This is a genomic window from Streptomyces sp. NPDC088553, assembly GCF_044752965.1.
GTDB lineage: Bacteria > Actinomycetota > Actinomycetes > Streptomycetales > Streptomycetaceae > Streptomyces.
In genome coordinates, this window is the sequence record NZ_JBIVMG010000001.1 from 762,705 (window position 1) to 776,988 (window position 14,284).

Sequence of the window (14,284 nt, forward strand, 5' to 3'; positions counted from 1 at the left end):
GGCCGATGGTGCACGCCGAGCGGGCGGCGCTGATCGGCGACCTGGAGCACCTCGAGGACGAGCGGTGGCGGGAGCCGTCGCTCTGTGACGGCTGGACCGTGCACGACGTGCTCGCCCATCTGGTCGACAACGCCCGCGCGACACGCCTCGGCTTCCTCACGGACATGGTGCGCGCGCGGTTCGACTTCGACCGCCAGAACAGGCGCGGGGTGGAACGCGAGCGCGGGGCCACTCCGCGGGAGACCCTGGAGCGGTTCCGCCGGGTGGCGTCGAGGACATCGGCGCCACCCGCGCCCCTGGACAGCCGGCTCGTCGAGGAGATCGTCCACGGGGAGGACATCCGCCGGCCCCTGGGCCTCAGCCGCTCCTACCCGCCGCGCGCCGTCGTCCGGGCCCTCCGGCTCCAGGCGCGCACCCCGGTGTCCTTCGGCGGAGCGAAGGAACTCCTGTCCCGCGTCCGGCTCACGGCGACGGACACCGATCTGACGATCGGAACCGGGCCGGAGGCGGAGGGCCCCGCGCTGTCCCTGCTGCTCGCGGTGACGGGGCGCGAGGCGGTGCTGGCCGATCTCCGCGGTCCAGGGGTGGCCGGGCTGTCGGCGGGCGCCTGAGCCGGCGGGCGCCCGGGCGTCACCGGCCACCGTACGGTCACCCGGAATCCGCCTCCAATACCGTCCGCAACAAGCCACGCGCAAGGTGTCGAGCGGAGAATCCTGGCCGACGCACTAGACTGGCGGGCTGTTTGGCGTCGGAACGGAACAACCCGGGCAGACCCGGGCTCCGCCCGGCGACCCGGACGTTGCCGGGAACGAGACGCGAGGTCCGATGGCAGCCACACCCGAGCACGGTGACACCACTCTGCTCCACGACGGGGACGCGTGGGAGGAGGAGTCCGGGAAGTCCGCCCGGTTCTCCGCCGGGACCGCCGCCCCGGTGCGCACCCTCGTCGACATCTTCGAGGCCTCGGTACGGGACCACCCCGACGAGCTCGCCCTGGACGACGGCGGCGCCCGGCTGACCTACCGGGCGCTGGCCGTCGAGGTCGAGCGCCGGAGGCGCGCGCTCGCGGCCGCCGGTGTGGGGCTCGGCGACCGGGTGGGCGTCCGGGTGCCGTCCGGGACGAACGAGCTGTACGTGGCCATCCTCGCCGTGCTCGCCGCCGGAGCCGCCTATGTGCCGGTCGACGCCGAGGACCCGGACGAGCGGGCCGAGCTTGTCTTCGGCGAGGCCGGTGTGCGGGCCGTGGTCGGCGCGGAGCAGCGGATCGACGTCACCGGGCGGGAGGGCGACGGCGCCGCCGCCACGCGCCCCGGGCCCGAGCACGACGCCTGGATCATCTTCACCTCGGGTTCCACGGGCAAGCCCAAGGGTGTCGCCGTCAGCCACCGCAGCGCCGCCGCGTTCGTGGACGCCGAGGCCGCGCTGTTCCTCGTCGACGAGCCGATCGGACCCGGCGACCGGGTCATGGCGGGTCTCTCCGTCGCCTTCGACGCCTCCTGCGAGGAGATGTGGCTGGCCTGGCGCTACGGCGCCTGCCTCGTGCCCGTCCCCCGGTCGCAGGTGCGCAGCGGCGCCGACCTCGGCCCCTGGCTGGTGGAGCAGGAGATCACGGTGGTCTCCACCGTGCCGACCCTCGCCGCGCTCTGGGATCCGGAGACCCTCGACGAGGTCCGGCTGCTGATCTTCGGCGGCGAGGCCTGCCCGCCCGAGCTGACCCAGCGCCTGGTCACCGAGGGCCGCGAGGTGTGGAACACGTACGGCCCCACCGAGGCGACCGTCGTCGCCTGCGCCTCCCTGCTGACCGGTGAGGAGCCGATCAGGATCGGCCTCCCGCTGAACGGGTGGGAGCTGGCCGTGGTCGACGAGTCCGGCGAGCCGGTGCCGATGGGCGGCAGCGGCCAGCTGGTGATCGGCGGCGTCGGTCTCGCCCGCTACCTCGACCCCGAGAAGGACGCGGAGAAGTACGCCCCGCTGGAGTCCCTCGGCTGGGAGCGCGCGTACCGCAGCGGTGACCTCGTCCGTGCCGAGCCGGAGGGGCTGGTCTTCCTCGGCCGCGGCGACGAGCAGATCAAGCTCGGCGGCCGCCGCATCGAGCTGGGCGAGGTGGACTCCGCCCTGCAGGGCCTGCCCGGTGTCGCCGGCGCCGCCGCGGCCGTCCGTACCGCGCGCAGCGGCAACCAGCTGCTCGTCGGCTATCTGGTGACGCAGGAGGGCTGGGACCACGCGGCGGCGGTCGAGCGGCTGCGCGCCGAGCTCCCCGCGGCCCTCGTGCCGCTCCTCGCGCCCGTCGCCGAACTGCCCACCCGCACGTCGGGCAAGGTGGACCGGGACGCGCTGCCGTGGCCCCTGCCCGACCTGGAGACCACCGGCCCGTCCGAGCAGCTGTACGGCACGGAGGCCTGGCTCGCCGAGCAGTGGAGCGAGACCCTCGGCGTGGCCGTCACCGGCGCCGCCGACGACTTCTTCGCGATCGGCGGCAACAGCCTCGCCGCGGCCCAGCTCACCACCCGGCTGCGCGCCCGGTATCCGAGCGCGGCCGTCGTCGACATCTACCAGCAGCCCACCCTGCGCAAGCTGGCCCGGCGCCTGGAGAAGTCCGTCCAGGACGACGGGGCCGTACGGACGATTCCGCCGGTGCCGTTCCGGGCCGGGCTCCTGCAGACCGTCCTGCTGCTTCCGCTGTTCACCGTGATCGGACTCCGGTGGACGGTGGCGCTGCTCGCCCTGGGCAACGTCCTGCACCGGTTCGGGGCCTATCCGTGGGCGCCGACCGCCTCGTGGTGGGTGGTGGCCGCCGGTGCGGCGCTGCTGTTCAGCCCGCCCGGCCGACTGGCGATCGCCGCGGGCGGCGCGCGGCTGCTGCTGCGCGGGGTGAGGGCCGGACGCCACCCGCGCGGCGGCAGCGTCCATCTGCGGCTGTGGACGGCCGAGCGGCTCGCCGAGTTCGTCGGAGCGACCTCGCTCACCGGATCCTGGCTGGAGCGGTACGCGCGGGCGCTCGGCGCCAAGGTGGGCCCCGATGTGGACCTGCACTCGCTGCCGCCGGTCACGGGCATGCTGAAGCTCGGCCGCGGCTGCGCCGTGGAGTCCGAGGTGGACCTGTCCGGCTACTGGCTGGACGGTGACCGGCTGGAGATCGGCCCGGTGAAGGTCGGCGCGGGCGCGGTGGTCGGCACCCGCAGCCTGCTGTTCCCCGGGGCGCGGGTCGGCAAGCGGGCCGAGGTGGCCCCCGGCTCCGCCGTGGCGGGACAGATCCCGACCGGGCAGCGCTGGGCCGGCGCGCCCGCGGGCAAGCTCGGCAAGGCCAAGCGGAACTGGCCCAAGGAGCGGCCGGCGCGGCCGCTCCACTGGCGGGCGGTCTACGGGGCGACCGGTTTCCTCCTCACGGTTCTGCCGGTGCTCGCCGCCCTGCCCGCGCTGCTCGTGGTGAGCCGCTTCGTGCCGGCCGACGCCGGGCTCGCCGAGGCGCTGCGGGGAGCGCTGATCGCCGTGGTGCCCGGGGCGCTCGCCTACGGGCTCGCGTACGCGTCGCTGGTGCTCGTCTCGGTGCGGCTGCTCAGCCTCGGGCTGCGCACCGGCAGCCACCCCACGCACAGCCGGGTCGCCTGGCAGGCGTGGACCGTCACGCAGCTGATGGACCTCGCGCGGGAGACGCTGTTCCCGTTGTACGCCGGTCTGATCACCCCGGTCTGGCTGCGGCTGCTCGGGATGAAGATCGGCCGGGGCGCCGAGGTGTCGACGGTGCTCGCGCTGCCGAGCCTGACCACGGTCGGCGAGGGCGCGTTCCTCGCCGACGACACCCTGACCGCTCCCTACGAGCTGGGCGGTGGCTGGGTGCGGATCGGGCACTCCGAGATCGGGCGCCGGGCGTTCCTCGGCAACTCCGGCATGACCGCTCCGGGCCGCACGGTGCCGGACGACGGGCTGGTCGGCGTGCTGTCGGCGACGCCGAAGAAGGCCAAGAAGGGCAGCTCGTACCTGGGCCTGCCCCCGGTCAGGCTGCCGCGGTCCGCGTCCGACTCCGACCGGAGCCGGACGTACGACCCGCCCGCGCGGCTGCTGTGGGCGCGCGGTCTGGTGGAGCTCTTCCGGCTGCTGCCGGTGTTCTCCTCGGCCGCCCTGGCGGTCCTGACCGTGGCGGTGTTCTGCGCCCTGGTCACGGCGACCGGTCTCGGGGTCTGGGGCACGGCGCTGCTGTCCGGGGCGGTCCTGCTCGCCGCCGGTGCGGCCGCGTGCCTGGTCTCGGTGGCCGCGAAGTGGCTGCTCGTGGGCCGGCACCGGACGGGCGAGCACCCGCTCTGGTCCGGCTTCGTGTGGCGCAACGAGCTGGCCGACACGTTCGTCGAGGTCCTCGCCGTGCCGTGGCTGATCGGATCGGTGCCGGGTACGCCGCTGCTCAACCTGTGGCTGCGCGCGCTCGGGGCCCGGGTCGGCCGGGGCGTGTGGTGCGAGAGCTACTGGCTGCCCGAGACGGACCTGGTCGTCCTGGGTGACGCGGTCAGCGTGAACCGTGGCTGTGTCTTGCAGACTCACCTCTTCCACGACCGGATCTTGAGGACGGATACTGTGGTCCTCCGCGAGGGCGCCACTCTGGGTCCGGGCGGAATCGTCCTGCCCGGCAGTTCGGTCGGGGCCCGCAGCACGCTGGGTCCCGCCTCTCTCGTGATGGCCGGGGAATCCGTCCCCGCCGACACCCGCTGGCTGGGCAATCCGATCGAGGCGTGGCGGGCCTGAACGGGCGGCGCGAGCACAGCACAGGGCAGGGAGCGGGAGCAGCAGTGAGCGGCGAGCGGACAACGGCATCGGACCCGTACTTCCCTGACCACGGCGACTCCCGTTACCGCGTGCATCGGTACGAACTCGCTCTGGAGTACCGTCCCGGCCCCAACCGCCTGGCCGGGACGGCGCGGCTCAGCGCCATCGCGGGCCGGGCACCGCTCACCGAGTTCCAGTTGAACCTCTCCGAGTTCAAGGTCGGCCGGATCCTGGTGAACGGCCGTGCGCCGCACTACACCCATCGCGGCGGCAAGCTCCGCGTCCGGCCGGCCAAGCCGCTGTCCGCGGGCGCCGCGTTCACCGTGGAGGTGCACTACGCGGGCAACCCCAGGCCGGTGCGCAGCCCCTGGGGCGGGCTCGGCTGGGAGGAGCTGACCGACGGCGCCCTGGTCGCGAGCCAGCCCGTCGGCGCCCCCTCCTGGTACCCGTGCAACGACCGGCCCGCCGACAAGGCCTCGTACCAGATCTCGGTCAACACGCCCTCCGCGTACACCGTGGTGGCGGGCGGCCGGCTGCTCACCCGTACGACCAAGGCCAGTACGACCACCTGGGTGTACGAGCAGTCCGCGCCGACGTCCAGCTATCTGGTCGGGCTCTCCATCGGCATGCACCAGACGGTGCTGCTCGGGGACCCCGGGCTCGGCGGGGTGCCGCAGAGCGCCCATGTGCCGGCGCATCTGCTGCCCCGCTTCTCGCGGGACTTCGCCCGGCAGCCCGCGATGATGCAGCTGTTCGAGGAGCTGTTCGGGCCGTATCCGTTCGGCGAGTACGCGGTGATCGTCGCCGACGAGGAGCTCGACGTACCGGTGGAGGCCCAGGGGCTCTCCCTCTTCGGCGCCAACCACGTCGACGGCGCGCGCGGTTCGGAGCGCCTCGTCGCGCACGAGCTCGCGCACCAGTGGTTCGGCAACAGCGTGACCATCGCCGACTGGCGGCACATCTGGCTGAACGAGGGCCTGGCCAAGTACGCCGAGTGGCTCTGGTCGGAGCGCTCCGGCGGCCGCACCGCGCAGGAGCTCGCGGCGACCGCGTACCGGCTGCTCGCCACGCAGCCGCAGGACCTGAAGCTCGCCGACCCCGGGCGCAAGCTGATGTTCGACGACCGGCTGTACGAGCGCGGGGGTCTCACGGTGCATGCGATCCGCTGCGCCCTGGGCGACGGCGCCTTCTTCCGCATGCTGCGCGACTGGGCGACGGTGCACCGGCACGGCGTGGTGACCACGGCGACCTTCACGGCCCATGTGTCCCGCTACGCGACGGAGCCGGTGGACGGCCTGCTCAGGGCCTGGCTGCAGCAGCCGTCCCTGCCGCCCCTCCCGTCCCCGCACGGCTCCCCGGCCGTACCGGAACGGCCCGCGTACCCGCCCACGAACGGCGGATCCGGGGGCCTGGGCAGGGCCTCCGCGTAGCGCAGCGCGCTCGGGCCGGGCCCTCGGGCCCGGCCCGAGCGAGGTCAGGCCTCGCGGGCGCCCTCGTACATGGCCTCGACGACCTCGGCGTACTCCCGCTCCACGACGGGCCGTTTGACCTTGAGGCTCGGCGTGAGTTCGCCGTGCTCGATGTCGAGGTCGCGCGGCAGGACCGCGAACTTCTTGATGGTCTGCCACCGCTGCAGGTCGCCGTTCACCCGCTGGACGAAGCCGTCGATCAGCGCGTGCGCCTCCGGCGAGGAGACCACCTCCGCGTAACCGCGCCCGTCGAGGCCCTGGGACACCGCCCAGGGCATGATCACGCTCTCTTCGAGGGTGATCAGGGCGGTGCAGTAGTTGCGGTTGTTGCCGATGACCAGGATGTTGCTGGCGTACGGGCAGACGGCCTTGAACCGGCTCTCGATCTCGGTGGGCGCGATGTACTTGCCGCCCGAGGTCTTGAACAGGTCCTTCTTGCGGTCGGTGATCCGGACGAAGCCGTCCTTGTCGATCTCGCCGATGTCGCCGGTGTGGAACCAGCCGTCGCTCTCCAGGACTTCGGCGGTCTGCTCCGGGAGGTTGTGGTAGCCGCGCATGACGCCGGGGCCCTTCAGGAGGATCTCCCCGTCCTCGGCGATGCGGACCTCGGTGCCGGGCAGGGGCCTGCCGACCGTGCCCACCCGGAAGTTCTCGACGGGGTTGACCGTGACGGCGGCGCTGGTCTCCGTCAGGCCGTAGCCCTCCAGCACGGGCACGCCCGCGCCGGCGAAGAAGTAGCCGATGTCGGGGGCGAGTGCGGCGCTGCCCGAGGCACTGCCGCGGAGCGCGCCGCCGAAGGCCGCACGGATCTTGCCGTAGACGAGTCTGTCGGCGACGGCGTGCTGCACGGAGAGCCACAGGGGCAGCGTGCGCCGTCCCGTCGCCACCACGGTCTCCTGGCCGGTCCTGGCGTGGTCGCGGGCGACCCTCGCCGCCCACAGGAAGATCTTGTGCTTGACGCCGCCCTCGGCCTTCGACCTGGCGGCGATCCCGTTGTAGACCTTCTCGAAGATCCTCGGCGCCGACGCCATCACGGTGGGCCGGACGGCGGGCAGGTTGGTGATGATGCGGTCGATGCGGCCGTCCACCGCGATCACGCTGCCGGTCTTCACCTGACCGGCGATCAGGGCGTTGCCGAAGACATGGGACAGCGGCAGCCACAGGAACTGCACGTCGTCGGGGAGCAGCAGCCCGCTGACCTCCTGCGCGACGGCCTGGTAGGACCAGCAGTCGTGCACCAGACGCACGCCCTTCGGGCGCCCGGTCGTGCCGGAGGTGTAGATCAGGGTGGCGAGCTGGTCCGGCCGGATGGCCTCGACCGCCGCGTCGACCGCGTCCGGACGCTCCTGCAGGTGCGCCGTGCCCCGCTTCTCCAGTTCGGCGAGGGTCAGCACGTCCAGACCCGCCACCTGGGGCATGTCCGCCTCGGGGTCGAAGACGATGACGGTGTCGAGCCCGGGCAGGTCCTCCGCGCGCCCGGCCACCTTGGCCAGTTGCTCGGCGTTCTCGACGAAGATCGCCCGGCTGCCGGAGTCGGCGAGGATGTACGCGGTCTCCTCGGCGTTCGTGCTCGGGTAGACGGCGGTCGCGGCGACGCCGGCGCACATCACGCCCAGGTCGGCGAGGATCCACTCGACCCGGGTCGAGGAGGAGATGGCCACCCGCTCCTCGGGGCGCAGTCCTAGGGTGAGCAGGCCGGCCGCGATCGCCTTCACGCGCTCCGCGGTCTGGGCCCATGTCAGCGAGCGCCATTCCTCGTCGCCGACGGCGCCGTGCCCGGCCGGCACGGGGTGGCGGTAGGCCTCGCGGTCGGGTGTGGCCTCGACGCGTGCGAGGAAGATGTGCGCCACCGACCGCGGGCGGCTTTCAAGAAGGTGCTGCGCGGAACTCATCTCAACCCCCCGGGCCCGACTGCCCGTCAACGATTCATTGACCGGCCGGTAACGTGCGAGCAGTGGTGCGAGGTTAGGGCGAAATCCTCCGGAGCGTAAGGGGCCGGCACCCCTGTCGTGGCGGCGGACCTCCAGTACGAGTCCCCGAGCCCGCCCCTGCGTACGCCTGTCAGTTCCAGCTGATCAGCGACACCCGGTGGTCGTCCGCGCCGTCGATGGGCGGATCCAGTGCGGCGATCTTCACCGGCTGGGCGCCCGGCGTGGCGAACTCCGACCGGTACAGCACCCACTGGTCGCTGTCGTTCCGGGGCAGGAACGCGAAGCTCTTGCCGTCCGGGGAGGGCGTCGGGTCCCCGGCGCCGCACCCCGTACACGGTCCCGCCCTCGGCGTCCGGCCTGTCCGTGCAGCACATCACCGTGATGGCGCCCTCCCGCGCGAGAGGCGCCGCCCTGACGTCCGTGGCACCCTTGCCGCCTTCCGCCGGGCGCGGGGCAGTTCACGCCGTCCATCCCCATGGCGTCCTCGGCGATCAGGGCCACGCCAGGCACGCTCGGCCGAACTCGTCCCCCCTGGCCGCTACGTGCCTGCCGTGGGCGACCGGCGGTCGGGCAGGGTGTGCGCGAGGAGGAACTCGGTTGCTCCCGCGATGGCCTGGGCGTAGGTGCCGTGGACGGGCTCGGACTCCGTCTCCATGTGATCGGCGGCCGTGGCGGTGTACCACCAGGCGTCGGTGTCGGCATCGTGATGCACGACCGCCGTTCCGCCCGCGTACTGGAGCGGGATGGACTCGCCGGCGGATTTCCTGACGACGGCGTGGGGCCACTTGAGACGGGCGGACTGACGCTTGATGCCGCCCCAGGCGGCACCGAGCTGCGCGTAGTTCGCCCCACCGCGGCCGGCGACGGTGGCGGCGCTCTCCGCCAGCCGGTCGACGGACAGCTTGGCCTCGTAGAGCGCCCGCAGAAGTGCCAGCTGCACGTCGGGCGCCACCATGAGACCGGGGTCGAAGGACTTGTCGGCGGCGCGGTAGGCCAGTGCGCGGGTCGAGATCCCTTCGGCCAGGGCACGGACGGCTTCGTGGACCCTCTCGTCCATGGTGAACGCGTCGTCCTGGGTGGGCTCGCGCCACGGGGGCTCCACCAGCTTGGAGACGGCGGACCAGAAGTTCTCGTCGTTCGTGTCGGGAGTCGGAATCCCAGCAACATCACTCATGCGACAAGCTTAACTGTCAAAGACTCGCTCCGACAGTTAATTCTGTCGAGCTGGGCTGCCCATCTGCCGGAAGCGGCTCCCCACGATCGAACATACGATGGGCGGGAACCGGCGTCGGCAGCCCGCCGTCCCGGCCGTCCGAGGCGAGCAGGGCGGAGACGCATGGCACAGGTCACCGACGCGGCACGGACCGTCATCCTGACGGTGGACGACGACCCCGGGGTGTCCCGCGCCATCGCCCGCGACCTGCGGCGCCGCTACGGCGGCGGCCACCGGATCGTGCGCGCCGAGTCCGGCGAGTCCGCCCTCGACGCGCTCCGCGAGCTGAAGCTGCGGGGCGACCTCGTCGCCGTGATCCTCGCCGACTACCGCATGCCGCAGATGAACGGCATCGAGTTCCTCGAACAGGCCATCGCCGTGTACCCGGGGGCCCGGCGCGTCCTGCTGACCGCGTACGCCGACACCAACGCGGCCATCGACGCGATCAACGTCGTCGACCTCGACCATTACCTGCTCAAGCCGTGGGACCCGCCGGAGGAGAAGCTCTACCCCGTCGTGGACGACCTCCTGACGGCCTGGCGCGCCAGTGACCACCGGCCGGTTCCCGCGACCAAGGTGGTCGGTCACCGCTGGTCGGCGCGGTCCTCGTCCGTACGCGAGTTCCTGGCCCGCAACCAGGTCCCGTACCGCTGGTACTCCTCCGACGAGCCCGAGGGCCGGCGGCTCCTCGACGCGGCCGGGGCCGACGGCCGCCGGCTGCCCCTGGTGATCACGCCGGACGGCACCGTGCTGGTCGAACCGGACGCGCCCGAGCTGGCCGCCCGGGTGGGGCTCGCGACGACGCCGGCCGCCGACTTCTACGACCTCGTCGTCATCGGCGGCGGCCCTGCCGGACTCGGCGCGGCGGTGTACGGGGCCTCCGAGGGGCTGCGGACCGTGCTGGTCGAACGCTCGGCGACCGGCGGGCAGGCCGGCCAGAGCTCCCGCATCGAGAACTACCTCGGATTCCCGGACGGCGTCTCCGGCGGGCAGCTCACCGAACGCGCCCGCCGCCAGGCCACCCGCTTCGGTGCCGAGATCCTCACCGCGCGCGAGGTCACGGGTCTGGAGGTGAACGGCGCGGCACGCGTCGTCCGCTTCTCGGACGGCACGGAGGTCGCCGCCCACAGCGTCATCCTCGCGACCGGGGTGACCTACCGGCAGCTCCTGGCACCGGGCTGCGAGGACCTGGCCGGGCGCGGTGTCTACTACGGCTCCTCCCTCACCGAGGCGTCCTCCTGCGAGGACCAGGACGTGTACATCGTCGGCGGCGCCAACTCCGCGGGGCAGGCGGCGGTGTTCCTGGCGCGGGGCGCGAAGTCGGTGACGCTGCTCGTGCGCGGGGATTCGCTGGTGGCGTCGATGTCGTACTACCTGATCCAGCAGATCGAGGAGGCGCCGAACATCACCGTGCGGCCCAGGACGGTCGTCGAGTCGGCGCACGGCGAGGAGCACCTGGAACGGCTGACGCTGCGGGACTCCGTGAGCGGCGCGACCGAGGACGTCGACGCCCAGTGGATGTTCGTCTTCATCGGGGCGGCCCCGCTGACCGACTGGCTCGACGGGACGGTGCTGCGCGACGAGCACGGCTTCGTCCTGGCGGGGCCGGACCTCACGCCGGACGGCCGGCCACCGGCCGAGTGGGCCCTCGACCGGCCGCCGTACCACCTGGAGACGAACGTTCCCGGTGTGTTCGTGGCGGGTGACGCGCGCGCCCGGTCCGCGAAACGCGTCGCGTCGGCGGTGGGCGAGGGAGCGATGGCCGTGATGCTCGTCCACCGGTATCTGGAGCAGTCATGAGCGAACAGGACAGGGACGGACGGGACACCGACGGCCGGGACACGGGCGGCGCGGACGCGGGTGGCGCCTTCGCGGGCGGCGAGGGCACGGGCGGCGCGGGCAGTGGCGCCGACGCGGGTGGCGAGGTCATGCCCTGCGACCGGCACGAGATCGGCTCGCTCTTCCTCTTCGAGAAGCTCTCGCCCGAGCAACTCGCCCGGCTCTGCGCCGAGGGACGGGTGGAACGGTTCGGACCCGGCCCCGTCTACACCGAGGGCGACCCGGCCACCTGCTTCTACGTGATGATCGAGGGAACCGTCGTCCTGTACCGCCGGGTCGGCGGCGACGACGTGGAGGTGAGCCGCACCTCGCAGCGCGGCGTGTACGCGGGAGCGATGCAGGCGTATCTGGGCGACCGGGTGCCGCAGACGTACAACAACTCCATGCGGGTGACCGAGCCCACCCGGTTCTTCGTCATGCCCGCGCAGTCGTTCGCGGACATCATGGCCGACTGGTTCCCGATGGCGGTGCACCTCCTCGAAGGGCTGTTCTTCGGGTCCAAGAACACCCAGCGCGCCATCGGACAGCGTGAACGGCTCCTCGCGCTCGGCTCGTTGTCCGCCGGACTCACCCACGAGCTCAACAACCCGGCCGCGGCGGCGGTCCGGGCCACGGCGTCGCTCCGGGAGCGGGTCGGCAAGATGCGGCACAAACTGTCCATCATCGCCAAGGGCCCCTACTCCCGGGAGGCGCTCGCCGATCTCATCGAGATCCAGGAACGCACCGCGGAACGGGTCGCCAAGGCGCCGGTGCTGAGCCCGCTGGAGGCGTCCGACCGGGAGGACGAGCTCGCCGACTGGCTGGAGGACCACGGCATCCCGGAGGGCTGGCGCCTCGCGCCCACCTTCGTCCAAGCCGGTCTGGACACGGACTGGCTGGAGCAGGTGGCGGCGACCGTGGCCGAAGACGTGCTGCCCGGGGCCATCGGCTGGCTCAACTACACCGTCGAGACAGAGCTGTTGATGGACGAGATCGACGACTCCACCAACCGCATCTCCCACCTGGTGGACGCGGCCAAGCAGTACGCGCAGCTCGACCGCGCCCCGCACCGCGAGGTCGACGTCCACGAACTCCTCGACAGCACGCTCCTGATGCTGTCCGGGAAGATCGGCAAGCGGGTACGCGTCGTGAAGGACTACGACCGTTCCCTCCCCGACGTGCCCGCCTACCCGGCCGAGTTGAACCAGGTGTGGACCAACCTCATCGACAACGCGGTGTCCGCCATCGGGAGCGACGGCGGCGACGGCACCCTGACGGTCCGTACGGCCCGGGAGGGCGACCGGCTGCTCGTGGAGTTCCGCGACACGGGCCCCGGCGTCCCCGAGGAGATCCGCAGCCGCATCTTCGACCCCTTCTTCACGACCAAGCCGGTCGGCGAGGGCACGGGGCTCGGTCTCGACATCTCCTGGCGGATCGTCGTGAGCAAGCACCACGGAAGCCTCCAGGTCGAGTCCGTCCCGGGCGACACCCGATTCCAGGTGCTGCTGCCGCTGACCGCCCCCGAGACGGAAACCGAGCCGGAACCCGGCTCCGACCCCGACCCCGACCCCCGCACCGGTGCCGACGCCGGCACCAGCAGCGCCGAGGAGCACGCATGACCGAGATCGAGGGAATCGACCCGAGCGTCCCGCCCAGCGGCCCGGGCTGCGGGGACTGCGACGCGGTGGGCGGCTGGTGGTTCCACCTGCGGCGCTGCGCGCAGTGCGGCCACATCGGATGCTGCGACTCCTCACCGGCCCAGCACGCCACCGCGCACTGGAAGTCCACCGGGCATCCCCTGGTCCAGAGCTTCGAGCCCGGCGAGAGCTGGTTCTGGAACTACGCCACCGACGATCTGTACGACGCCGGCCCCGCACTGGCCCCGCCGGACGGCCACCCGGCCGACCAGCCGGCCCCGGGCCCGGCCGACCGCGTCCCGCAGGACTGGCGGCAGCACCTCCACCCCTGACGGGACGGCAGCCGGCACGTCACGGCCCGGTCGGTGTCGGTGCTCCGGGGCTCGGGGGCGGTGAGCTTCGCGGGGCCGGGTACCGGCGGGGCCGCATGGCCGCCGGGTCGGCGCCGGATCCGGCGAGCGGGGACGGCAGGGTGTGCAGCGCTACGAGGAACCGGTCGGTGTCGGGGACGGAGCCCGCGCCGATCACGGCGACGATCGCCGCGCCGGTCGCCACCTCGGCCATGACCTGGTGGTCCCGGAAGAGCAGCCGCCTGGCTTCGTGCCCTGTGATCCCGTCGGCCCGGGTGCCGAGGATCCGCAGCGGATCGAAGGCGACGATGTCGGGGAAGGCGGGGAAGCCGTCACTCACCACCCTGAACCGGCCGAGCGCGCGCACGACGCCCCGGACCTCGCCGGCGGCCTCGGCCGACGCCGCCGCGCCGGTGACCAGGCTCCGGTGCGCGAGATCCAGATCTCGGCGTTGCGGGAGCAGGCCGCGCTGATCGCGGGACGCTGGGCGCCGTGACGTCGGCGCACATGACGAAGCCCGCCCATGCAGGCGCACATGACGAAGCCCCACCCAAGAAGGGTGGGGCTTCGCGGATGCGTTCCTAGGGCAGGAACTCGTAGAACGGACCGTCAGGCGCGCGGTCGCGCACGCAGAGCGTCACGTCCCTCCCCTTGAGATAGGCGAGCAGCCACTCGCCGAACGTCATCTCGTAGAGCGTCCACGACGGACTGTCCATCTCCTGGACGACGACGCGCCAGGGCGAAGAGGCCTCCTCGGGAATCCGAAGGAAAATCATTTCCCCCGTCGTGGCCGTCGCCACCGGAATCAATTCACCCGGTTTCGTTCCTGCCGGATTCGGCAGGTACTCGGCCATGTCCTCCTCGCCCCAGAATTCAAGCTCCCTCTTGATCATGGTTCCCAGATCATGCAGAAGGTGTCCTGCGGGGTGTTTCAGATACAACTGCCCATTGATCGAGACAGAACCGTAGGCGTCCACGATCCCGTGGAAGTCCGCCGGGAACTCGATTCCCAGTTCCTGCTCCAGTCCGATCCATGGTGCGGGATCCGACCAGTTGAACCGGGGTTCGCCCAACAGGGCCTGTATCTCGGAAAGCGTTGCCACCACTGGGC

General features: G+C 72.4%; 10 protein-coding genes. 7 read left to right on the forward strand and 3 right to left on the reverse strand.

The annotated features are described in order from the left end of the window. Positions 1 to 5 precede the first annotated feature (5 nt). The 3 genes from ACIP8Z_RS03420 to ACIP8Z_RS03430 all read left to right on the forward strand — a co-directional run bounded on the left by ACIP8Z_RS03420 (position 6) and on the right by ACIP8Z_RS03430 (position 6,185). Positions 6 to 611, forward strand: a complete 606-nt coding sequence (locus ACIP8Z_RS03420) for a maleylpyruvate isomerase family mycothiol-dependent enzyme (protein ID WP_402078900.1) — start codon at positions 6 to 8, stop codon at positions 609 to 611. Between the two features lie 214 nt (positions 612 to 825). Further along, the gene (locus ACIP8Z_RS03425) at positions 826 to 4,734 is read left to right on the forward strand and encodes a Pls/PosA family non-ribosomal peptide synthetase (RefSeq protein WP_402078123.1); all 3,909 of its coding nucleotides are present in this window, start codon (positions 826 to 828) and stop codon (positions 4,732 to 4,734) included. A gap of 44 nt (positions 4,735 to 4,778) precedes the next feature. Beyond that, complete coding sequence (locus tag ACIP8Z_RS03430) at positions 4,779 to 6,185, forward strand: M1 family metallopeptidase (RefSeq protein WP_402078126.1); 1,407 nt, start codon at positions 4,779 to 4,781, stop codon at positions 6,183 to 6,185. A gap of 44 nt (positions 6,186 to 6,229) precedes the next feature. Here ACIP8Z_RS03430 and ACIP8Z_RS03435 read toward each other — a convergent pair whose 3' ends face one another. After that, a complete protein-coding gene (locus tag ACIP8Z_RS03435) occupies positions 6,230 to 8,116 on the reverse strand; it encodes an AMP-dependent synthetase/ligase (RefSeq protein WP_402078128.1) in 1,887 nt (628 codons plus the stop codon). A 577-nt stretch (positions 8,117 to 8,693) separates the two neighbouring features. Next, a complete protein-coding gene (locus tag ACIP8Z_RS03440) occupies positions 8,694 to 9,329 on the reverse strand; it encodes a hypothetical protein (protein WP_402078131.1) in 636 nt (211 codons plus the stop codon). Positions 9,330 to 9,491: 162 nt separating this feature from the next. On the opposite strand from ACIP8Z_RS03440, the gene ACIP8Z_RS03445 reads away from it, so the two are divergent. From ACIP8Z_RS03445 to ACIP8Z_RS03460, 4 genes are all read left to right on the forward strand, one after another. After that, complete coding sequence (locus ACIP8Z_RS03445; protein ID WP_402078133.1) at positions 9,492 to 11,168, forward strand: FAD-dependent oxidoreductase; 1,677 nt, start codon at positions 9,492 to 9,494, stop codon at positions 11,166 to 11,168. Between the two features lie 128 nt (positions 11,169 to 11,296). After that, complete coding sequence (locus ACIP8Z_RS03450; protein ID WP_402078903.1) at positions 11,297 to 12,805, forward strand: ATP-binding protein; 1,509 nt, start codon at positions 11,297 to 11,299, stop codon at positions 12,803 to 12,805. Beyond that, positions 12,802 to 13,155, forward strand: coding sequence for a UBP-type zinc finger domain-containing protein (locus tag ACIP8Z_RS03455; protein ID WP_402078135.1), 354 nt, complete (start codon positions 12,802 to 12,804; stop codon positions 13,153 to 13,155). The genes ACIP8Z_RS03450 and ACIP8Z_RS03455 overlap by 4 nt, the downstream gene beginning before the upstream one ends. 142 nt (positions 13,156 to 13,297) lie before the next feature. Further along, positions 13,298 to 13,669, forward strand: a complete 372-nt coding sequence (locus tag ACIP8Z_RS03460; RefSeq protein ID WP_402078137.1) for a hypothetical protein — start codon at positions 13,298 to 13,300, stop codon at positions 13,667 to 13,669. 85 nt (positions 13,670 to 13,754) lie between these two features. Here the strand turns inward: ACIP8Z_RS03460 and ACIP8Z_RS03465 are convergent, their stop codons facing one another. After that, on the reverse strand, positions 13,755 to 14,276 hold the full coding sequence (locus ACIP8Z_RS03465; RefSeq protein WP_319311945.1) for an SMI1/KNR4 family protein: 522 nt from the start codon (positions 14,274 to 14,276) through the stop codon (positions 13,755 to 13,757). Positions 14,277 to 14,284: the final 8 nt, after the last annotated feature.

Bases quoted from the DNA above. Each gene is read 5' to 3' on its own strand.
- ACIP8Z_RS03435 (WP_402078128.1), bottom strand. From the start codon at position 8,116: ATGAGTTCCGCGCAGCACCTTCTTGAAAGCCGCCCGCGGTCGGTGGCG.
- ACIP8Z_RS03425 (WP_402078123.1), top strand. From the start codon at position 826: ATGGCAGCCACACCCGAGCACGGTGACACCACTCTGCTCCACGACGGG.
- ACIP8Z_RS03440 (WP_402078131.1), bottom strand. From the start codon at position 9,329: ATGAGTGATGTTGCTGGGATTCCGACTCCCGACACGAACGACGAGAAC.
- ACIP8Z_RS03455 (WP_402078135.1), top strand. From the start codon at position 12,802: ATGACCGAGATCGAGGGAATCGACCCGAGCGTCCCGCCCAGCGGCCCG.
- ACIP8Z_RS03420 (WP_402078900.1), top strand. From the start codon at position 6: ATGGTGCACGCCGAGCGGGCGGCGCTGATCGGCGACCTGGAGCACCTC.
- ACIP8Z_RS03445 (WP_402078133.1), top strand. From the start codon at position 9,492: ATGGCACAGGTCACCGACGCGGCACGGACCGTCATCCTGACGGTGGAC.
- ACIP8Z_RS03450 (WP_402078903.1), top strand. From the start codon at position 11,297: ATGCCCTGCGACCGGCACGAGATCGGCTCGCTCTTCCTCTTCGAGAAG.